At 45.0% G+C, this 23,035-nt stretch carries 16 protein-coding genes; 11 read left to right on the top strand and 5 right to left on the bottom strand.

The window, feature by feature from the left end:
- Nucleotides 1-5 precede the first annotated feature (5 nt).
- The 5 genes from HQM11_10710 (at nt 6) to HQM11_10690 (ending at nt 6,869) form a co-directional block, all read left to right on the top strand.
- Nucleotides 6-971, top strand: coding sequence for an ABC transporter ATP-binding protein (locus HQM11_10710; protein ID MBF0351493.1), 966 nt, complete (start codon nt 6-8; stop codon nt 969-971).
- Nucleotides 972-1,290: 319 nt separating this feature from the next.
- Nucleotides 1,291-2,376: an SEL1-like repeat protein gene (locus HQM11_10705; protein MBF0351492.1), complete on the top strand. Its 1,086-nt coding sequence runs from the start codon at nt 1,291-1,293 to the stop codon at nt 2,374-2,376.
- Between the two features lie 72 nt (nt 2,377-2,448).
- Entirely contained in the window at nt 2,449-4,164 is a 1,716-nt protein-coding gene (locus HQM11_10700; GenBank protein MBF0351491.1) for a sigma 54-interacting transcriptional regulator, read from the top strand.
- A gap of 261 nt (nt 4,165-4,425) precedes the next feature.
- Complete coding sequence (locus HQM11_10695) at nt 4,426-5,886, top strand: tetrathionate reductase family octaheme c-type cytochrome (protein ID MBF0351490.1); 1,461 nt, start codon at nt 4,426-4,428, stop codon at nt 5,884-5,886.
- Nucleotides 5,883-6,869, top strand: a complete 987-nt coding sequence (locus HQM11_10690) for a hypothetical protein (protein ID MBF0351489.1) — start codon at nt 5,883-5,885, stop codon at nt 6,867-6,869. The genes HQM11_10695 and HQM11_10690 overlap by 4 nt, the downstream gene beginning before the upstream one ends.
- Here HQM11_10690 and HQM11_10685 read toward each other — a convergent pair whose 3' ends face one another.
- Nucleotides 6,870-7,142 carry a hypothetical protein gene (locus HQM11_10685; protein MBF0351488.1) on the bottom strand — a complete coding sequence of 91 codons (273 nt, stop codon included), beginning with the start codon at nt 7,140-7,142 and terminating at the stop codon, nt 6,870-6,872.
- 1,154 nt (nt 7,143-8,296) lie between these two features.
- Between HQM11_10685 and HQM11_10680 the strand changes: the two genes are divergently transcribed.
- From HQM11_10680 to HQM11_10665, 4 genes are all read left to right on the top strand, one after another.
- Nucleotides 8,297-9,478: a cytochrome b/b6 domain-containing protein gene (locus HQM11_10680; GenBank protein MBF0351487.1), complete on the top strand. Its 1,182-nt coding sequence runs from the start codon at nt 8,297-8,299 to the stop codon at nt 9,476-9,478.
- A 9-nt stretch (nt 9,479-9,487) separates the two neighbouring features.
- Entirely contained in the window at nt 9,488-10,027 is a 540-nt protein-coding gene (locus HQM11_10675; protein MBF0351486.1) for a YeeE/YedE family protein, read from the top strand.
- 27 nt (nt 10,028-10,054) lie between these two features.
- Nucleotides 10,055-11,314, top strand: a complete 1,260-nt coding sequence (locus HQM11_10670) for a YeeE/YedE family protein (GenBank protein MBF0351485.1) — start codon at nt 10,055-10,057, stop codon at nt 11,312-11,314.
- Nucleotides 11,315-11,465: 151 nt separating this feature from the next.
- On the top strand, nt 11,466-13,844 hold the full coding sequence (locus HQM11_10665) for a HAMP domain-containing protein (protein MBF0351484.1): 2,379 nt from the start codon (nt 11,466-11,468) through the stop codon (nt 13,842-13,844).
- A 192-nt stretch (nt 13,845-14,036) separates the two neighbouring features.
- Here HQM11_10665 and HQM11_10660 read toward each other — a convergent pair whose 3' ends face one another.
- Both HQM11_10660 and HQM11_10655 read right to left on the bottom strand, forming a co-directional pair.
- Nucleotides 14,037-15,977, bottom strand: a complete 1,941-nt coding sequence (locus HQM11_10660; protein ID MBF0351483.1) for a methyl-accepting chemotaxis protein — start codon at nt 15,975-15,977, stop codon at nt 14,037-14,039.
- A 16-nt stretch (nt 15,978-15,993) separates the two neighbouring features.
- Nucleotides 15,994-16,755: a transporter substrate-binding domain-containing protein gene (locus tag HQM11_10655; protein MBF0351482.1), complete on the bottom strand. Its 762-nt coding sequence runs from the start codon at nt 16,753-16,755 to the stop codon at nt 15,994-15,996.
- 425 nt (nt 16,756-17,180) lie between these two features.
- Between HQM11_10655 and lpxD the strand changes: the two genes are divergently transcribed.
- Together lpxD and HQM11_10645 are read left to right on the top strand one after the other, a co-directional pair.
- The gene (gene lpxD, locus HQM11_10650; GenBank protein ID MBF0351481.1) at nt 17,181-18,242 is read left to right on the top strand and encodes a UDP-3-O-(3-hydroxymyristoyl)glucosamine N-acyltransferase; all 1,062 of its coding nucleotides are present in this window, start codon (nt 17,181-17,183) and stop codon (nt 18,240-18,242) included.
- A gap of 8 nt (nt 18,243-18,250) precedes the next feature.
- Nucleotides 18,251-19,084: a PAS domain S-box protein gene (locus HQM11_10645; GenBank protein ID MBF0351480.1), complete on the top strand. Its 834-nt coding sequence runs from the start codon at nt 18,251-18,253 to the stop codon at nt 19,082-19,084.
- A 343-nt stretch (nt 19,085-19,427) separates the two neighbouring features.
- Here the strand turns inward: HQM11_10645 and HQM11_10640 are convergent, their stop codons facing one another.
- Complete coding sequence (locus HQM11_10640; GenBank protein ID MBF0351479.1) at nt 19,428-19,913, bottom strand: hypothetical protein; 486 nt, start codon at nt 19,911-19,913, stop codon at nt 19,428-19,430.
- 140 nt (nt 19,914-20,053) lie between these two features.
- Nucleotides 20,054-22,843, bottom strand: a complete 2,790-nt coding sequence (locus HQM11_10635; protein ID MBF0351478.1) for a response regulator — start codon at nt 22,841-22,843, stop codon at nt 20,054-20,056.
- Between the last annotated feature and the right edge of the window lie 192 nt (nt 22,844-23,035).

Raw genomic sequence — 23,035 nt, 5'->3', positions numbered from 1 at the left:
TAACCATGACTGACTCTGTACTCCTTCAAGTGCGTGATTATTCGCTGTATCTGACAACAATCAAAAAACAACTGTGTGTGCTGGATCATATCAATGTTGAACTGCATTCTGGTGAAACACTGGGAATTGTCGGGGAGTCAGGATGTGGAAAATCCATGCTGGCACTTTCCCTTATGCGTCTGATTTTATCCCCCCCACTGGAGCGAACGGAAGGATCCATTTCCTGGCAGGGAAGAGAATTATTAACGGCGACCAATGAAACGATGCGTGGCATCCGCGGTAATGAAATCAGCATGATTTTTCAGGAACCGATGACGGCGTTGAATCCTGTCCATACTGTTGGCCGGCAGATTGATGAGGTCCTGAAAGAACACACCTCACTGGGAAAACAGAAGCGCGCCAAACGTGTCATTGAACTGTTTGAAAAAGTAGGCATTCCTGATCCTGAACAACGAACTTCCAGCTACCCGCATCAGTTTTCAGGCGGAATGCGACAACGGGTGATGATTGCCATGGCGTTGGCTTGCTCCCCCCAATTGTTGATTGCGGATGAACCCACCACAGCTCTGGATGTGACAACCCAGGCCCAGATTCTGGAACAAATCAGAAAACTCCGGGAAGAATCGGGCATGAGTATGATTTTTATCAGTCACGATCTGGATATTGTGGGCTATCTGTCAGATCGTGTGGCCGTGATGTATGCTGGCGAAATTGTGGAAATTTCCTCTGTCAAAACATTGTTTCAAAACCCCTCCCATCCCTATACCCGCGCCTTGCAGGAGGCCCGACCTTCAGAAGAACGAAACTCCTTTGTTTCCATTCCGGGCAATGTCCCACCTCTCAGTGCTCTGCCCCCGGGTTGCCGGTTTTATGATCGTTGCTCCCGAAAAATGCCCCGATGCCAGCAGGAACATCCTGACCTGACCAGCATAAACGACCAGCATCAGGTTCGTTGTTTTTTATATTCTTAGTGATTGCATCAATGCAACATTGCGAGAAACAATTGCACTGGTGCAATCTATTTTGCATTTGATAAAATGGTGCACGCAGGGATAAGACTCCACTGGCTCTATTTCATAAAAAGGGATGCTTCTGCAATGAATTATGATTGCGTATTTGCAATACCGCCTAAATTAATATCCATATATGTTGTTAAATTTCAATAATTTACAATATTCATGAAACGGCACATCTTTTGTAGATAGATGACTTATACCCTTGGAGTTTCTGGTCATCCAGAATCTAATCAGGGTGAATCAACCAACCATTTTTCTACAATTGGAGTTCACCATGAAAAAAATATTGCTGTTAATGATGATATTTGTTTGCGGAAATGCAGTTCTCCATGCAATGCCACTCATGGAAATCCAGAAACTGGCAGAAAACGGCGATCCCTATTACCAGGCAACACTGGGAGGGGAATATCGTCGAGGAGAAGCAATCAAAAAGGATTACAACCTGGCCCTCGAATGGCTGAAAAAAGCAGAAAAACAACAGCATCCCTTTGCGTATTATCATCTGGCGGCAATGTATCGACTGGGAACCGGAGTGCCACAGGATAAAAGCAAGGCCGTTGAGTATTATCAAAAAGCTTACACAGGAATGTTGGCGTTGGCCAAAAAAGGCGATCTGGAAGCTCAAACAAATTTGGGATGGATGTATGCTCATTGTTCCTGTGTGGGACGTCATTTTCAGCAAGCTCACAAATGGTATCATCAGGCTGCTGATCAGGGCTATCGACGTGCTCAAAGTAATCTTGGAGACATGTATTTCCAGGGGGATGGCGTGAGCCTGGATTATGCGGAAGCGTTCAAGTGGTATCTAAAAGCCGCGGAGCAGGGTTATTCTTCAGCACAGGTCAAAGTTGGAATGATGTATGAAAAAGGATTGGGTGTCAAAACACAGGAAAGTGAAGCTGTACGATGGTATCGCAGGGCCGCTGAAAATGGCAATCCCCAGGCGCAAACCAACCTGGCATTGATGTATCAGGCCGGATGCGGCGTGGAGAAAGATGAGCGTGAAGCCTTCAAGTGGAATGAAAAGGCGGCGGAACAAGGACATTCACAGGCTCAAACAAACTTGGGCATCATGTATCAATATGGCTGTGGAACTGAAGCAGACCCTAAAAAAGCGATTCAATGGTACACCGCGGCGGCTGAAGCAGGGTATGTGGAAGCTCAGGTCAAACTTGCACTCATCTATGAAAATGGATATGGCCTCTTGAAGAATGAGGCAAAAGCCATTGAATGGTATCGACGGGCAGTATCTCCCTTTCTGGAAACAAAACTGGAACACCCCCTCGCCAAAGCATCATCTCCTGAAGATTTCAAACAGGAAATTCCTATTGACATCACTGAGGATGAAGGATTTTTTTAACATCAACGCTGGTCCTGTCAGGGCAATTATGAACGACCTCATTTATACTGTGAAATGTGCACGGAGAAAACCATGGATACGTTAGATACACTCGTGTCAACAACGCCTTTGACAACGGGATTACTCGTGATTGACTCCAATTTGCAGATTATCGCCATGAATGACGCAGTCCGCCAAATCACAGGTTTTCCGGAAGATTCCCTGTTATTCCGGCAGTATGATCAGTTGCTGACCCAAAATTCCGCAGAATCCTGTTTGATGGCTTCAATCCGGAACAATCAGTCTTTCTCAAAACTGGAACTGGAATGCCAAACCGTTGCCGAGGGAATCATTTCTGTTCAGGCATCGATCCTTCCTCTCAAATCCAAAGATGCTTCCAGTTCTGGAGTCGTTATTACATTTTACCAAAGTTCTTTGCCTGAAACCTGTTCTCTGGAGGATCAAATTTCCGGTGAAAAAGGGTTTGATGAGAAAAGCCGACTTCAGGCTATTTTTGACAGTCTGTTGGATGGAACATTCACCATTGATAATAAATGGGTGATTACAGCTTTCAACCCTTCTGCTGAAAGAATTACCGGCTATTCCGCTCAGGAAGTACTTGGAAAACCCTGTTGGGAAATTTTCAGGTCACAGCTTTGCCGCAATGGTTGTCATATGGAATGCTCGATCATCAAACAGGAGCCTATCATGGGAAATGAATTATTGATCACCAGGAAAAACGGTCAACTCATTCCCATTCGGGTCAGTTCCGCACCGCTCTTCAGTCGTTCAGGAGAGCATATTGGCGGTGTAGAATCTTTTCAGGATATCAGTGATATCAAAAATCTTACCAATCATCTGGAAGAGCGGTTCAGATTTGAAAACATCATCGGACACAGCAAATCACTGCAGAAAATATATGTTCTCATGGATAGCGTGGTTCAGACAGACAGCACGGTACTGATCACAGGTGAAAGCGGAACAGGCAAAGAACTCGTCGCGCGCGCCATTCATTTGAAAAGCAAACGAAAATTAGGACCTTTTATGCCAGTCAATTGCAGTGCCTATGCTGAATCTTTGCTGGAAAGCGAACTTTTTGGTCATGAAAAAGGCTCGTTTACCGGCGCAAGCTATACCAAGCCAGGCAAGTTTGAACAGGCTTATGGCGGAACTCTGTTTCTGGATGAAATCGGTGATATTTCTCCGGCGGTGCAGGTGAAATTGTTAAGAGTGCTCGAAACCAAAGAATTTGAGAGGGTGGGCGCAACCCAGTTCATTCATGTGAATGCCAGAATCATTGCCGCTACCAATAAAAATCTTGTTGAGGAAATTGAGAAAGGACGCTTCAGGGAAGATTTATATTATCGGCTCAATGTCATTGGCATAGAACTGCCTCCTTTACGAAATCGTCTGGAAGACCTCCCGCTGTTGCTGGAAAACATCATGGAAAAATTCAGAATCCGTTTTGATAAAAATATCAAAGGGATTTCAGCCAGTGTCATGCGAATATTCCAAAATTATTCCTGGCCGGGAAATATTCGTGAACTGGAAAATATCCTGGAACACGCATTTGTATTGTGCCGGCATGAAGTGATCCAACTGGAGTGTCTTCCTGAGCATCTATGGTATGATCTGGACACCCCGGCCCCCATCTTCACTGCCGGTGAAAATCCGGTTGGTTTTGCGGAAAAACAGCATATTCAAAATACACTTAAAAAATTTAAGGGACACCGGGGAAAAACGGCGATGGCATTAGGCATGGATAAAAGTACCCTCTGGCGAAAGATGAAGCGCTTTCAGATCAATTGACACAAATATAAACGCGCGGTTGTGCTGATTCTCTCAAGAGTTGTAAGTTTTCAGTTATCAGCCTTCAGCTTTTAGCAGTGATTCTGAACTCAGTCTTTTTGAAAGGTGCCCATATTACTAATACGGTAAACGAATGATGAGGGCACATCAGAACAACCATCAGTGGTGAGCCTCACCTTCCTTGCCTCATGTCTTCTTCAATAATCTTTGATGAATGCTGAAACAAAAAACACAGTGCTGTGATATCAATCAGGAGATGCTATGACTCAGAACAAAACCAAATGGGTGATTGCGACAGGAATCCTTCTAACAAGTGTGATCCTGTTGATTCCAATCTTCATATTTTATCCAATTCAGGGGACGCAGAAAGCAACTTCTTCATTCATACGTCCGGTCCGGACTCATCTGGATCATTCTGCGTATTTCACCGAACCGTTTCAGACTCCGCAATCTGTCACAAAAAAATGTCTGGAGTGTCATCCTGAATCGGCACGTCAATTCATGAAAACGTCACATTGGACATGGGTTGGAACCCACGAAGAAGTCATTGGTAATCACAAACCCATGAAAGTGGGCAAGAAGAATCTGCTGAATAACTTTTGTCTGAGCATTACCGACAACTGGGCATCCTGTACCAAATGTCATGCGGGATACGGCTGGAAAGACGAATCTTTTGATTTCTCCAGTGAAGAAAATGTGGACTGTCTGAGTTGTCACGACTGGACCGGAAGCTATGTCAAGGCCGGTGCGGGGCTTCCCGATGCCAGCGTTGATCTTCAGGCTGTCGCCAAGGGGGTTGGATATCCCCGGCGTGACAATTGCGGCACTTGCCATTTTTACGGCGGAGGCGGACTGGCCGTCAAACATGGCGACATGGATGACACATTGATTTACGGCAGTGAGCGGGATGATGTTCACATGGGAAAATATGATTTGTTATGTGTGGATTGCCATCGCACACAAAATCATAATATTCCCGGAACCGCCTATTCTGTGTCGGTTACAAGCAGAAACGGTGTGGATTGTATCGCTTGCCACGAGGGCACGCATCAGGACAAGCGGATCAATACCCATATCGCGTCTCTGGCTTGCCAGACCTGTCATATCCCCAAGTATGCCAAAAAAATTCCCACAAAAACAGATTGGGACTGGTCAAAGGCTGGAGATGTCTCTCGTAAGGATGACCCCCACGTTTATCTGCGCATCAAGGGCGAATTTATCTATGGGCAGGATCTGACGCCTGAATACTACTGGTTCAATATGAACGTGGACCGTTATCTTCTGGGCGATCTTATCAATCCTGAAACAGTGACAGATATCAACAAACCGCTGGGAGGGATTGATGATCCCAATGCCAAAATCTGGCCGTTCAAGGTTCATCGAGCCATCCAACCCTACGACAAAAAATTCAATTATTTTCTTCCGCCTACCACCTCGGGGAAAGGCGGCTATTGGTCAGACTTTGACTGGCAGAAAGCACTGACGCTGGGTGCCAAAGCCTCTGGCATTCCGTTCAGTGGTGAATTTGGTTTTACCCAGTCTGCCATGTACTGGCCGTTATCTCACATGGTCGGTCCCAAAGAAAACGCTCTCAACTGTGATGACTGTCATGGTGAAAATTCCAGAATGGACTGGAATGCGCTAGGTTATGAACAGGATCCGATTGATGTCGGTGGACGAAATTTTCAATTGAAGGCTTCTGTTGAAAGGAGGGCACAATGAACATCAACCTGTTCAGACACCTCTGCGTCCTTCTTGGCCTGACCATTGTTCTATTCACGGGAATAGCTCAGGCTCAAACCAACCCCATCCATCCGCTATTCAGGGTTCTTGACCTGAAGGGCGTAGCTGTTACGGAATCGAAGGCGGAATTTTCAGCCAACAAGACCTGTGGGCAATGCCACGATACAACCTATATCAACCAGCATAATTCCCATTTCAATACAGACGTGCAACTGGAGTGTGTGAACTGTCATTTGAAAGACGGAAAACTTGATCTTGCGACCGTGCGAATGGAAGTGGATGGGACACTGGTTCGGGAGGATATCACCATACAATCGCCCACGAACAACCATTGTGGTCAATGTCATGGGATTTATCATTCAGGAACAACGCCGTTGATACTTCCAGATGATTTTGAACAGTCACCTGCCGGCGCCTTGACTTCATTGACCGGAGAAATCCTGTCCTCCCAGAAAATCGCGGATTCCTATTTGAATATCAGGGGAAAAGCAGCACGGCATTATCCCTGGGACATACACCTCCAGCGCCAGGTTGCTTGTGTGGATTGTCACACGAACCCTGTCCAGGCGAGAAACATTAAGGCCGCAACCGCCAGTGGGCCAAACCATTTGCGGAATGATCCGCGACAAATCTCAACCACCGAACGTCTGCAGCATCCCAACCATGAGCTGGTGACCATTCAATGTAAAACCTGTCATGATCCTATGGTGGTGCATGATCAGTTTCCCTACAAACAGCGGCATTTGGAAAGATTGGCTTGCCAGGCCTGTCATGTTCCCCAATTGCTGGGACCTGCTTATCAATCTGTGGATCAAACAGTTCTGACTGAAACAGGAACCGCGATGATTGAATACCGTTCCATGGAAAATAGCCGGGGCACCTCCCTCAATGCCCGATTTATTGAAGGCTATACCCCCTATCTGTTTGTTCAGTCAGATGCGATTGGTGATGAAAAATTCTGATTATAACGGATTTAGGGGAGGGCTCCGATAACCTCCCAATGAAGCTGAAATCAAGAGATTTTGGAGCCAACTATCATGATAACGGAATTGGTTGAGCCGCTCAGCCGGGCTTTGTGCACCTTTATGATGTTTAACGGTGTTTGGATTGGATGGAGTAAAGTTATGGAGAAGAGCCCATCCTCGGATACTGAGTTCCGCTGAAGAGAGATTCCCATGGAAATACTGAGTGGAGAACAAGTGACGATCCATCCTCTGCATGAGGCGATCGAGCATATTGCTGGTACGATGAGCTCCCGGCAAATCATAAGCGTTACTGAATTTGTCAAGGTTTTTGTGTAATTTTTCGAGTGGTTTGAGGATCACTTGGGGAAGATCATTTTTTTTAGCCCACTCACACAAACGTCGAATTCTTTGAGAGAAGGATCGTTTGTTGGGAGCCTGGTAACATTCCCATAGTTGATCGGCTGTTTCGTTAAATTGGCTCTTGAACTTCTTTTTGGCCCGATCTCGAATTTTGATGAACACATGTAAAAAGCAAAGAATAATAGAAATGAAGGGAAACAGGGTTTTCCAGGCGTTCTGCGTGGATTGCCAGCCATCGATATTGACACTTCGAGGGGAATATTCAGGCTTGATCCGTTGAGCTTCTTCTTTGAACGTTTGATAGGCTTCGGTCAAAGCCTTTTCATCCGCGTTTGAGGCCACAGAAGCCCCAAGGATACAATGATTTCCTACGGTAGTCGCTATATAGACTTTTTCTCCGAGAATCCAGGTGTGCTTTTCGTCGGCACTGATGTCTTGCGGTAGTTTTTCAGCGTTCTGAACCGTGGTACCCACAAGGCTATTGCGTCCAAGAGTTTGCTCTATCCGGTACCAATACATGGCATTTTTACCAAAAACATAACTCAACCCCCAGAACGGAACTTCAAATTTACGCAAAAAAAGCGCGTTTTCAATATCCTTCACATAGCCTGTCAGATAGGGCATTACAAAAGAAGGACGGAGAGTGTAATGGGTCCCATGGATTTCTATGCGTCGGATGGTAATAGAAAGTTTCCTGGAGTGATACATATCTTTCATACGGTAGCCTGAAACAATTTCAGGGGGAAACAGTTCACAAAATTGGGCAATTTGTTGATCCAAATAGCCTCTAAACAAGGATGCGTCCTTGATAATGACTTGGTATATTTCTAAAGTAATGGCCAAGCAGATTACACGATTCGGGCGGGGTAATACTTTCAGATTCGAGATATCCATAAATACCTTTATAAGAATAGTGAGTTAGCAAGACACACATATTCTCATAAAAATTTGAATATTTCAGTTTGAAAATACCCCTCCCCTAAATCCGGTATAATCAGGAAAAATTTTCACCGTTCAATGTATTCACGCGTTGGTTTTGGGTTTCTGGTTCAATGAAGGAACCCGTGTCCCCGGAACAACTAAAACCTGTTTTTCTGGAAAATGGCACATATCGCCCCAGTATTCTTTCCGCCTTTGATCAAAACAAGGACGGAGAATTGACATTGAAAGAACTACGGCTGGATTCGGATGAAAAAATGCTTTTCATGAAACGTCAACTTCAGGCTTCAGGATTTGAAAATCCCGAAATTACCGGAAAACTTGAAGTCGGAAAAGTTCACCACGGCATTGTTCGTGGAGCAGGAGTCGCACGGGATTGCAGGTTCTGCCATGGGGAAGATTCCCGCCTGAACCGGGAAATCAAGCTGGCAAGCTATCTGCCAGGCAATGTCATGCCCCCTATGGCAGAATCCCTCACCTCACAGGCGGAACTGACCGTGAAGACCGATGGCAGTCTGAGTCTGCAAAGAAATTTGAGTGGTTCGGGTTTTTATGTGTTGGGTACAACAAAATCACGTCTGGTTGACAGGGCTGGATTACTGTTTCTGTTTTTAACCTGTCTGGTGTTATTGGGACATGGCGGGTACCGTTTCTATTCCCGGAAGCGTTATCCTCCGCACCACACAAACACTTCCACCGTATACATGTACACTTTTTACGAACGTCTCTGGCACTGGACATCCGCGTTGAGTATCTTGTTGCTGATGTTCACCGGTTTTGAAATTCATTACAGTTGGAATTTTTCAGTTTTGGGGATCGACAGAGCGGTATATGTCCACAATATTCTGGCATTTATCATGATTGCCAATGCGTTCCTTTCACTGTTTTATCATCTGGCCAGTGCGGAAATCCGTCAATATTTTCCACGAATGAAGAGTTTCGTAACGGATACCATGGCGCAGATTCGTTATTACACGTCAGGCATCTTCAAAGGTGAACCTCATCCGCTACAAAAGACACCGGACCGGAAACTGAACCCGTTGCAGCAGATCACCTATCTGGTCATCTTGAATATTCTGCTCCCCACCCAGGTACTCACGGGACTGCTCATGTGGGGCGTTGAACGCTGGCCTGAACTTTCTCTGGCTATTGGCGGACTCACCTGGGTCGCTCCGATTCACACCCTTTGTTCCTGGCTGTTCTTCTCTTTTGTCATACTCCATGTGTATTTGACAACCACTGGACACACTGTTACTTCCAATATCAAGGCCATGATCGGCGGCTTTGATAAGGTGGATGTGGATTAATAACTTTCAATGGGAGATCTTATGAATGCTGTGACTGTCATTAAAAAACCTTATATCAATCCCTATCTGGGAGGAACTCTGCTGGGGGTCGTTTTATTCCTCGCTTTCTACATTACCGGCAATGGACTGGGTGCTTCAGGTGCGATCAACCAACTACAGGTGGCCATGCTTGATCTGGTGGCCAGCAATCATGTGGATCGTGTCGCCTATATGGCCCAATGGGCTGGTGGAGACAGAAACCCGTTAGCCAATACAGGCGTATTCATGCTTGCCGGGACTTTTCTGGGCGGATTGCTCTCTGGTTGGGTGCATCGACGACTGAAGGTGGAAATTCAGAAAGGGCCGCAAATCACGAATCGTACCCGTCTGATCATGGCTTTTACCGGTGGCACCATCATGGGCTTTGGCGCACGGTTTGCCCGTGGCTGTACCTCAGGACAGGCTCTTAGCGGAGGTGCGGTTTTGTCTGTTGGGAGTTGGGTTTTTATGCTGTGTGTCTTTGCCGGCGGATATGTGGTTGCCTGGTTTGTCAGAAAACTTTGGACCTGAGGAGTCCATGAATGAAAGGAGTTTGTTATGGCACCGTTTGATCTTGTTGAACTTTGGGGCGTATCCGGTTCCTATGTTGTCGCACTGCTGATCGGCCTGGGGTTCGGGGCTGTTCTGGAAATGTCCGGGTTTGGCGATTCCCGAAAACTTGCCGGGCAATTCTATCTTAAAGACATGACTGTGCTGAAAGTCATGTTCACCGGAATCATTGTGACCGCAACCCTGATTTTTACGGCCACCTCCCTCGGATTTCTGGATTTCGACCGGGTTTGGGTCAATCCGACCTACATGGTTCCCGGAATTGTAGGTGGTCTGGTCATGGGTGTGGGCTTTGTCATTGGCGGTTTCTGTCCGGGCACCTCTGTGGTGGCCATGTCTACCCTGAAAATTGACGGACTGTTTTTTGTCCTCGGAGTACTCTTCGGCGTCTTTCTGTTTAGTGAAAGTGTGGGTTTTTTTGACACTTTCTGGCGCTCCACCGACATGGGACGCTTCACCCTTGCGGACTTGTTCGGGATTGATGCTGGAATCGTACTGCTGGGACTGATTCTGATTGCGTTGGCCGCCTTTTATGGAGCTGAAATCAGTGAAAAGTTTTTTGGCGGAAAGATCCCCTTGGCTAAAATATCACTGATGCCCCGAAACCGGGTAAAATTGATATTATCCGCAGGACTGATCGCTGTCGCTGTGTTGATCTCAGTCAAAGGACAACCCACGCTACAAGATAAATGGAGCCTGATTCAGGAACAGGAAATACTGAAATTATCCAATCGTGAGGTGTACGTTCCGCCTGCTGAAGTGCTGAATCTCATGCATGAAACATCCATCTATCTGAAACTGCTGGATGTTCGCAATGAAAGTGATTTCAATCTGTTTCATCTGTCAGAATCCAGGCTGGTATCGCTTGCTCAGTTGGAAAATTCATCCTTTGCCAAATCTCTGGCGCCTCATCCCGGAAACACTGTCATTATTTTAATTTCCAATGAAGAACAACGCGCGACACAAGCCTGGAAACTGCTTAAAGCCCATGGGCTATTGAATCTGTATATTCTGGAAGGCGGAATCAATCATTGGCTTGACGTGTATCAGGTCGAGACAACGATTGCCCGTCGTGTGGCCATCCATGATAAGGGGAATGAACCGTTGCGCTATCAATTCACACGTGCCGTAGATGAACGCGTCTCTGCCGCATTTCCTGAACTGCCACACTCAGAACATGCGGACCATTCACCAGTTCACAAGGTAAAGCTTCAAAAGAAGAAAGCGGCAAGCGGCGGCTGTGGATAATGCCTGTGTGACTGTTCCTGAAGAAACTCCGTAACCAATCCGGATAGTAAAAAAACCATCACGCTCAATTAGTCTTGAAAATTTGACGTTCTGGTCTTTTTACTACGCTCACATTGAGATGTTTCCGTTAACAACGCCAAAGAGCAATCTGATGCTACGTATAAACTTAAAAAATAAAATTATTGTTCCTGTATTACTCACCATTCTGATTGTGATTTTGTCGGCTTATTTTTTCTTTACCAACACAATCTCAACCATGCAATCAGGGCGCATGCAAACAGAAGCAATAAAAATGAAAACAGCTATTGAAAACACCTTGCGGAGTTCAGCGCAAAACAGCTTGGCCCAGGCGGCCATGTTCAGTCGCTTCCCGGTAGTGATTGAGGCCTATCAACAAGCGCTTTCCGGAAATATTGACGATCCCCATGATTCACGGACACAACAGGCCAGAGAAAAACTTCGTGAATTTTTTAATCCCTTATTAGACGGCTTCAGATCTCATACAGGAGAGAAAGATTTTTACCTTCATTTTCATCTGCCCAATAATCGCAGTCTGTTGCGGGTGTGGCAAAAAAAGCAAACGAACAATGGTGAAGATATTTCGGATGATCTTTCATCCTTTCGCCATACCGTGGTGAATATTAACCGGCAGACACAACCCAGAATTATCGGAATTGAAGTGGGCCGAGGCGGTTTTGTCATTCGGGGAATCGTTCCTGTAACAAGTCCCAATGGCAAACATTTGGGATCGGTAGAAGTGTTTTCGCAATTTAATCCCATTCTTGAAAAAATCACCAAAACGGAAGGGGATGGATTGGCCGTGTTTATGAACTATGAACTGACAGATATTGCGACAAAGCTTCAGGAAACATTGAACAACCCGGCACTGGAAAACCGATTCGTTTATGTCACCTCAACCGATAAAAAGCTGTTTGAGAATCAGACATCCCTTGCTCTTCTGGAAGAAGGAAGTCAGGGGTTATCACAACCGTTTCAAAGTGATCACCATGTGTACTTTGCCTTTCCTGTTTCCGATTACAGCCAACGTCAAATTGGAGTTATCGTGTTTGCACAGGATGTCCAAAGTTATCAACGTGTTTATAAAAATGTACGGAATATCATGATTATCGCCACAATCGTGGTTGCCTTGATTCTGGCCTTCATTTTATTTCTTGTGGCAGAATCCATCACACGTCCTATCTTTCGCGTGTCACAAGGATTACATAAATTGGGCGAAAACAATCTCAAGTATCATCTTCCGTCAGAGGATCTTTCCCGTCAGGATGAGATTGGTATGATGGCCAGAGACTATGAACTCACCCTGTCGAAAATGTCCAAAGTGCTTGGATATTTACAGAATAATGCAAGGAATGTGTTGAGTACCTCTCAGGAACTGGCCAATTTTACCGCTCAAATGGCGAACAATATCGGGACTATTGAAAATCAGGTGACAATGACCGCATCTGCGTCAGAACAGATTAACTCCAATATGGATACTGTGGCTGCCGCCACCGAACAGGCTGCCGCAAATATCCTGGCCGTGAGTTCTTCGGGAGCCGAACTCAGTATTAATATGCAAACAATTGCCAGTTCTGCCGAGCAATCTTCCACCAATATGTCCAGCGTAACGATTAACATTGATAAAATTGCCAATGATATTAACGCAGTCGCAGCTACAATTGAAAAATTATCCGGAGCCTTGGCTGATATTTCCAATAAAACGAATGACGCCATGAACATTTCCTCGAATGCCAACAAAGGAATTCAGATCACACTCAAGGCCATGCACCAGTTAGGAACAATTTCCAAAAAAATCGGCGGATTTGTTCAACTGATCAATAATATCGCGTCACAGACCAACATGCTGGCGCTCAATGCGACCATCGAGGCCGCAAGTGCAGGTGAATCAGGTAAGGGTTTTGCGGTAGTCGCTGCTGAAGTGAAGGAACTGGCCCATCAAACAGCCGATGCCAGCAACGAAATAGCAAAAGAAATTGAAGAAATTCAAAAATATACGGACGAATCGTTAACCAGCACTCAGACGATTTCCGAGATCATCGCAAAGGTCGCTGACATCAGTCTTGCCATTGCTCAATCCGTTGGAGAACAAAGTACGGCCTCAGAGCAAACCAGATTGAATGTTGAATCCATCGTAGTCACTGCCAATGAAACCGTTCTCAATGTCAAGAATGCGGACACGGCAGTCAAGGAAATCACACGTTCCACCGCTGAAGCTTCTATTGCGTCACGTGACGTATCTCGCAATGTTTCAGAAGGTTCTACGGGAGTCAAAGAAATTGCCCATTCTAACGCGGAGTTGTCTACCAGTATCAAAGCGGTCAATAACAATGTCCAGAAAATTCAAACAGCCATTGTTGAAATCAATAAAGGAATTAACCAGTTAAAACAAAACGCAGAGGCACTCTCCGGAGTTGCCACCACGCTCAACAACGTTTCTACAAGCTTTCAATGGGAGAATACCGTCACCCCATCCAACTGGGATGGTGCCTTCAAACTGGATAAGACGTGAAATTTTTCGAGCTGTGCAGATACTTTTTTAGCCATGAAGTACACGAAGAACACAAAGTAAAAAAGGGAAGCAGACCGCACAGGTCTGCCCCTACCGGACAAAACCCAAACAAGTGGTAAATCAAAGACCGTTTTTTTTACACATGGCCGAAAATGCGACCAAGCCAAATTTCACTTTTGGGATGTTCCTGAATCAGGATCGATGGAAGAAGGCCAGCGACGTATCGAGTTGTTCTGAAATGCGTATGACTTCTGTGGCTTGTTTTCTGGTGCCTTCGGCCATGTCGCTGATTTGCTGAATTGCGGTCACAACCCCTTGAATGGTCTGGCTCACATTGTTGGAAGATTGACGCATCTGACCAGAGGATTGCGCAATTTCAATCAGTCCGCTTGTCGTTTCATCCAGATTAGCTGAAGAATAACGAGCTTCCTCAGCGATATGTCCGATCGAATCGTTGACTGTCAGAAGTTCTTTTCTCACCATTTCCACACTATCCACCATGGCATGGCTGGATTCCATGATATGACGCATTCGGTCAGAAAACTCATGAATGTTCTGATTTTCATGTAGAATTAACTCTGCTACGTCTTTGTTATGTTTCACAAGATCAACCAAACGATCATTCACATTTTTCACGGTTGATTGTGTGGTGATGATGAGTTGGTGAATCTGTCCGATTTCTGCGACAATCTGTTCATTGGATTGACTGGCCTGAGAGGCAAGTTGTCTGATACTTGCGGCCACCACCGAAAATCCCTGCCCGGCATTGCCAGCTTTTGCCGCTTCAATGGATGCATTCAGTGATAACATGCTTGTTTGTGCGGCAATGTCTTCCAGCATTCGGGTAATATTTGAAATGTTGCCTGCCCGTTCCGTCAGCGAATAGGTCACTTCCAAGGCCTGAGTTCCCTCCCTGGCCGCCTGATTGGAAACTTTAACGATGGTGTTTGTGTTTTCGTAAATGTTTTCCATTTTTTCAGACAGTCCTGAAACGGTCCTGGAGCCTTGTTGAAGGTCGCTTGAAATCTGTTGAACATGATGAACACTGTTCTGAATATACTGATCCATGTGTCCGGAAGAGTTTTCCACCTGTTGAATGTTGGCACTCAAGGTCTGAATGGTTCTGTTGAGTTCACGGATATTTTGGGATGCTTGTTCTGTTGCCGCCGCCACACCTCCAATCTGTTGGGTGATTTGTGTGATGGAACCCATGATCGCATCATTTTTTTGGTGAAGGAATTTCGATTCATCAACCAGACTTGAGGAGGCCTCACCCAGATTTCCGGATACCCGGGAGAGTTCCTGAGAGGACTCCATTAACGTTCTGGTGATGCGATGCTGAATCACTTCACGCATTTGTTCGAGCGACTGTGCTAAATCGCCCAGTTCATCGTTTGTCTGATAATCAAACTGAAAATTCAGATTACCGGAGGCCATTTCATGGACTTGTCGTTGTAAGTGCCTGACTGGCAGAATGACCACCCGCACGGTCAACCACCAAATGGACACCAGCAACACAACAAAAACAGAGATTCCTTCAATTGAATACTGCGTGATATTCTGCCAGATATCATGTTGTTTTTCCTCCAGCATTTTTTTCCGGGTTTTAAGGCTTTCCTGTTCAATGATCTTCTTGAGTGCGGTGATTCGATCTCTGGAATAGCGCACAACCACATTTCCTATGGATTCCTCATCATGTTTCAACACTGAGGTTGTGTATGCGTCTCCAGATAATTGTTCCAGGCCTGAAAGTTCTTTCATGGTGCCATCCGTCGAACGTTCCATGCCTGCGAAAAGGGCCTCCTGATCATTCAGCACATACACCATCAATATGTCATCATCCAGAAAGGGCACGATCAGTTTGACAGTTCGTTCTGACGCGTAATCATAAACAGAATCCACCAGAATCGTGGATAGAATATTCACAGTCTGAGTGATTTTGCTCTGAAGTGCTTTTTCTTCCTTGTCCAGTTGCAGACGAGATTGTTGTTCTTGTGCTGTCAACTGGATCATGGATTTTTCATTCACATTGAGAGAGAATAAATAAATCTTCAGGGCGGCGGAAAGTAGCAGGATGATACAAATCAATACGGCCACACCAACCCCGATTTTAACAACCAATCCTCTCATCATTTTCTCCCGGCTTTCATTATTTCCAATCTTTTATGCCATATTTGCTTAAGATTTTTTTCAGTTCTCCTGATTTTCTCAGGCTGTTCATTCCGTCAGACAACAATTTGGCATATTGCGCTGATTTTGGATTTTGGGGACCAAAGGCAATATACAGATTGTCCTTGTCCAGTGAACCAGCTACCTCCAGGGCTCCCTGTTGATTGCTGTTTTCGAGATATTCAGCAATTACGTTTGGATCTTCCAGGATGACCTGAATCCGGCCTCCCAGAATTTTTTTGACGTTGATTTCCAGGGCGTTTTCGCCAGATGCGACCTGCACAGCCTTGGAGTTTTTTGCATTGGCTTCAATGTATTGATCCAGTTCATCGCTGTAGGCATAATCCTTGATGACACCGAGGACCCGATTTTTCAGGGAATCAAGATTGCTGTATGTCCATGAATCGCCTTTTTTGACGAAAAACGACATAGTCTGGCTTCCCTGCTCATTTTCAGGAAAAATAAAGTCTTCAGCATCTCCTCTGGAGGCACCTATAATTCCGTTGAATTTTCCACCGCGAGTGTCTTCAATGGCTCTTGCCCAGGGTTGAATCTGATAATCCAGTTGATGTCCCGCCCCGGTAAAAATGGCTTTGGCAATTTCAATCATGAATCCTGGCTTGGCACTTTCCGGACTACAGTTGTAAGGACACCATTCATCAGCGCGTAGAGAAATGGTATCGGCATAAACCGGGGTTATCCATAAGACAAATACTGCCAAAATGAGGTGCTTGAGTTTCATGATTCTCCTTCTATTTTCAATGTTGTTGAGTAACAGCCTGTTCAGACAGAAACATGCCGGTGAAGAGTTTTCTCCTCATTGTGAATAAACGGGACACAGACAATGAAGATGAGCCTGTTAAAACAGAAAGCTTCTTTTTTGGCAAGCCATAATACAAGGACTATAGTCACTTCAAAGGGTCTGTTGGAGGCGATTGATGTGTAATGGAAATCTTGCTTTACTCTCCCATTTATGTGGAGTAGAACACCTTTTCAATCGAGGCTCCAAGTTGAAACCATATAAAAAAAACATTTGCGACAAGACCTCACTGGAATATCCTGAAACATTATTGTATTACCGACCATAAATCTGTAACCTTTGTTCGGGTACTTATCTGTTCAGTACATTCAATCAAAAATATCCTATGTTCACTTCCAGGATTGTTTATGCAATACACACTTAAAGAACTGTCGGAGTATTTTGAAGTACCTTTCCAGGGAAATGGGGATCTCCTTCTGACTCATGCTTGTGGGGTGGATCAGTTGTCTCCCGGAGGTATCTGTTACATCACCTCGCCGATGGGGATGACCAGTGTGCCGATTCCACGGGGAATGGCGCATCAAACCCATGCGGATTTCAGTGACACACTGTATAATGAAGTTGCCATCATTGTTCCTCCTGATATCAACAGTCCCAATCACCATCTGATATTTTCCGAAGATCCACTCGCCTTACATGTGCAGATAACCGAGTGGTTGCATCCGCAACCCGAACCGGATGGCAACATTCATCCAAACGCTGTGATATATCCCGGAACACAATTGGCAGACGGGGTGACTGTTGGACCTCACGCAGTGATTTATCCGGGGGTGATTGTTGGTGCTAACACCTGGATTCATGCTGGCTGTGTGATTATGGAAAATGTACGCCTTGGCCGGGATTGTATGATCTATCCCAATGTGGTGATCCGTGAAGAATGCAGGATCGGCGACAGGGTGACGATCCACGCCGGTGCAGTGATCGGTTCGGATGGGCATGGATATTTCCAGCGCCAGGGGATCAACATTAAAATCCCACAGGTCGGAATTGTAGTTCTGGAGGATGATGTTGAGATTGGTTCATGCACCACAATTGACCGGGCCAGATTCAATCAGACGTTGATCCGCAAAGGGAGCAAAATTGATAATCAGGTTCAGATTGCTCACAATGTCGATATTGGTGAGCAGGCATTGATTTCTGCCCAAACAGCCGTAGGTGGCAGCACCAAAACCGGCCATCACCTGATTTTGGGCGGACAGTCAGGAATCAGGGATCATATGGAAGTTGGCGATCATGTCACGGTAGCCGCTCGAGCCGTGATTACAGCAAAAACCCCGGATAGAAGCGTAGTGGCTGGAATGCCGGGACGACCTCTTGACGAATGGCGTCAGACCCAGGCACGAATCAATCGTCTGGAAGAACTTTTTGAACGGATCCGTGTGCTGGAAGACTCTATTCAACATTCTTGAGACTGGCTATGAAACTATTACGGTTGCTTATCATTGAGAATGATTATGAACAGGTTCTCGCCTTGAAGGAATTGCTGGACAATACGGATATCATCCCGACGTTCTGCAAGTCTCCGGAAGATGTGACCCTGATCGGTCGGGAATATGAGTGGGATGTGGTCATCACCAGCATGGTTGACAGTGAGGGTGTCAGACTGGTACATAACATCAAACATCACCAACCCTGGGCCAAAGTGATTTTACATGCAGAAGATATTGAAAAAGAATTTTTGAAACGGTTTATCAATTATGGTGTTTTTGCCTATGTAAAAAAACAGTATTCCTATGAGGAACTTCTGGCCCAGATTTCACATGCGTTTCTTCAGGTGCAGGTTGAGCTACAGCAAAAGAGCATTGAAGAAGCTCTGGTGAGCCGTACTGCGGAATTACAAAAACTCAATCAGAAAATGGAATATGAAATCTCACAACGTAAAATTGTAGAAAAAGAACTGCAGAAATTGTCTGATGCAGTCAATCAAACGGCTGATGGCATTGTGATTACTAATTTTCAGGGGAAAATTGAATTTGTGAATCCCGCCTTTGAAAAAATCTCGGGATTTCTACGCCATGAAGTGATGGGGAAAACACCCTCTATTGTAAAATCAGGCATTTATGATGAAAAATTTTACAATTTTTTCTGGAAAGAAATCCACTCCGGCAAGGTGGTCCGATTGTCTTTTAAAAATCGACGCAAAAATGGAGATTTATTTGATGTCGATCAAACCATCACACCCATCAAGGATGAATGGGGAAATATCACCCACTTTGTTTCAATCTGGAAAGAAGTCGGGGCACAGACATGATATTGTTTTAATTTGCGGAATCCAAACCCACCAAAGACAGCACCTCCCAACACTACTTTTAGTGCCCGAATTATTCTATTGCTCTACGATAAGACCAATCTGGAGGGATGAAGATATCTTTTTCCTTTTGAGGATTCACTAAACTTTGGCCTTTTATCGTTGATAGATTCCAGTTGTTCGGAATTTTGACGGGTCATTATTTCCATCACAAAGGTTCGGTTTAGCAAAGAACAATGAATCTGTTTGCTCGTGGACCATGGATTTGTAAACGACAGACAGGCTGAGATGTCCCCGGTCCAGTGTGGACATTCGAGGCAATTGGATTGGTTATGGCTGGAAGTCGTCATTTTGCCTCTGTTGTTTCAGTTTTTTTAAACACGGTATGGCAGCTCACACACATTGTCAGAATTCCTCCGAATTCCCTGATTGCGACAACTCTCAAGGCCGCTGATTCCTGGGGATGCGTTCCAAATCTTCGTTGAATCTGGAGGATGGTGTTGATCAAATGTCCGGCATGTGACTGCATCTGAATCGCATAGGAATAGAACGCTTTGCGATCTGGAAGATTGTTGCCCTGATTGTAATCCAGAAGCTGGGTGGCATGTTCCTGAAGGCCATAGGCCTGAAACAACAGTTGCTGGTAATTTTCATTGTTCAAAATTCCTGTCATCAAAATCACCATACTTTGTATATTCAACTGCATCAGGTGTTTCAACCCGGTTTCGGTCATAGGCTGGTCTGGCTCAATGGCCCAGGATTGACAGGGAATCAGGAACATTCCCCAAAGGAGACACATTGTGATGGATGGAATCAATTGTTGGCGTTGCACTCAACCAAGGGCCTCCCTCCCGAATAAATGATTCATCAAATGAATGGGAGGGGAACCTATCAAAGGTCGACAACACAGTCAAAAGATTTCCCTGACTAATGAAAGGTGCCTATAGTTTGAGTTTTTGGTCCTTCGGACACTCAGGCCTGATTCAATACTTCGGAATTGGCATTAAACACCAGAATCGGATCATTTCCGAGTAACGTTGCGCCCAGATAGACAGGAACAGGCTTGAATTCCTCAGGCAATGCCAGCAAAGGGAGGGTCGCATGATAGATGATGTCATTGATGATCAGTCCCATTTTTTCAAAGCGGGTTTTCAGAATCAGAATCCTGCGGATATGATTTTCCTCAATCACCACATCCTGATCAAAGCATGATCTTGAATCCAGCACAGGGATCGCTTCATTCTGATAATGATAGGCCAGTTTCTGATTGAGGTGGGTGAGATTTTCTGTGCGGTATCCGTGAAAGGCTTCAACACTGTCTTCAGGAATGGCCAGTTTGAAACTGCCGACAGTGACGACAAAGCAGGGAATGGAAACATTGCTTTTGGGGAATATGAAATTCCAACTGGTGCCTTTTCCCGGGCTTGATTGAATGCTACAGGTGCCCTGAAATTTGAGCATAGCTTCATGGACCGCATTCAAACCCACGCCTCTTCCGGCGTTGTCATCCAGTTTTTCCGCTGTGGAAACGCCCTGAATGAAGACAAGAGCAAGGATCTGCTCATCAGTCATTTGATCCAACTGTTCCCTGGTGATGATGCGGTTTTCAAGCGCTTTCTCAATCACTTTGGGCATATTGATTCCCTGACCATCATCCCTGACTGTTATATAAAGATGCAGGGCATCTTCCTGAACTTCGACAGTGATATTTCCAATTTCAGGCTTGTTGATTTGTTCCCTTTCCTTAACAGTTTCAATGCCATGAATGACCGAGTTTTTCAGACTGTGATTGAAAATTTCATGCATGGCATTCCAAAACTCCTTGTCAGCGTGAACACCATGGTCAATGTAGGTAAAGCTGGCCAGTTTGCTATATTGAACCGCGATGCTGGGAATGAGACGTTCATATCGTGACATATCCAGTGGTACTTTTTTGATCCGCTGGTGAGTGTCCAGAAAATCATTGTAGGTGTTAGAAACCTGAATCAATGATTCCTCTGAAATATTCGCGGAAACCATATAAAACATGTTTTTGATTTGTTCAGACAGTTTTTCATAGCCTGACAGTGAAACAGACAGATATTCTTCTTTCCTGATCCGGACTTCTCCGGCATCGCTGGTTCGTTCCTGCAACAGTTTGACAAATATTTTCTCCTGATCCCCAATGAAGGAACGTGATGATTCGAGAGCCTGTTCAATTTTTAAAGGCCAGTCCTCAAGATCAAAATCCGTTTCAGGATCCTGTCCATATTGTTCAAGCATGCTCTGAATCTTGAACAGAAATTGTTTGAGCAACAATGCGACAGGGCGGATCAATATGAGTTTATGGTCAGCAAGCGGTTTCGTGATTTCTTCCATTCGATGACATAATTCCTTGCTGGCAGGAATCAAGAAACCCGAGGTTCCCTTGAGTCCATGCACCTTGTTGCCCAGCATCCTTAATTTTTCAATGTAATCGGCCATGTTTTTTCCGCGAATGAACAGGGTGTATTCTTCGATGTTGAACAGCTTACTCCCTTCAAACCCGAAGGGTTCAAGCGACTTGATCAAACCGAGTATTTCATTGGCCAGATTGTTGCTGTCTGACAGGATACTCTGGCGAGTGTCCTCATCTATCATGATCGAGTTTTCCAGGGCCTTCTCCTGCTCCGCCATTTTTTCATTCATAACGGCCACCTGGTCATTTGCTCCAGAAGGAAGCATTTGTCCCTGCAAACAGTTTTCTTCAGCGTTGAAACCCAGTTTCACTCTGAATATTTTTGATTTTCCGGCATCATCTTTAAGCACAACATCCACAGGAAAAGGGAGATCTTCCTGCTGATCAAAAGCGAATGGAAACAGGGCCCCCAACGAGGGATCCGTGATCATACTGATGAAGTCCAGGGGGGTTGTTTCCAGGTTGAGCGAGGATGGTAAGTACTTTAACACATCAGGATCCGCATAAATCAACCGGCATTGTTCATTGATCTTGATCAGCATGTTCTCTGTCATATTTTCAATGCTTTTTTCCAGTGAAGAAAGTGTGGACGCATCCCGATTGATTCCTGTCATGCCTTTGACATTGCCTTGAACATCTCGTTCCTGATTGGCGGAAATCATCATGGGAAGGATGCTCCCATCCTTGGCTTTGAACCGCAAAGTAAGTTCACGGATTTCCACGCTCAGGGATGAAACATCTTTTTTAAATTTGAAATAAAACTGGGTCACATCCTCGTCAACCAGAAAATCAGAAATACTTTTCCCGATCAGATCCTGTGGTTCATAACCCAGAATACTTTTCACATTTTCACTCACATAACTGAAAACAAGATTGGTGTCACATTCCCAGATCAGATCGGGAAGATTTCTCAGCATGGAAGTCAGTTTACTGGAAAGTTGAACAACCTGATCACTTGCCTCCTTTAAATCAAAAGCCCGCTTTATGATTCCCTTGAGTTCAAACAGATTGACCGGTTTTCTTAAAAACGATTGCACACCGAGACGATAGCATTCTTCAATCTCTTTATCACCCCCATGACCAGTCAGAACAATAATGGCAAATTGGGTCAGAATTTCCGGGTCGAGTTGTTTCAAAAACTCCAGACCGCTCATTTTGGGCATATTCAAATCCAGAATAATGACATACGGCCTATGCTGCCGGAAAATTTCCAACCCCTTTGCGCCATCTTCAGCCGTCATTGTGCTGTAACCTTTTCTATTCAGACTATTCGACAGCATGTCTCGTATCATTACTTCATCATCGATGATCAATATTTGTGACATAATTTTCCTTTAATGATCTCAAGAGTTGTAAGTTTTAAGTTATCAGCCTTCAGCTTTTTGTAAGTCATTGAAATTAAAAATTTCCTAAACATCAAACTTTCAAATAAGCTTTTTGGCTTATATAAAAAATCATAATAATTTCAATAAACTCAAAAAAAATGAGAACTGAAAGCTGAGAACTTACCACTGTCG

This window comes from SAR324 cluster bacterium (assembly GCA_015232315.1).
Taxonomy (GTDB): domain Bacteria; phylum SAR324; class SAR324; order SAR324; family NAC60-12; genus JADFZZ01.
This window is presented reverse-complemented; position numbering and strand designations above follow the sequence as displayed.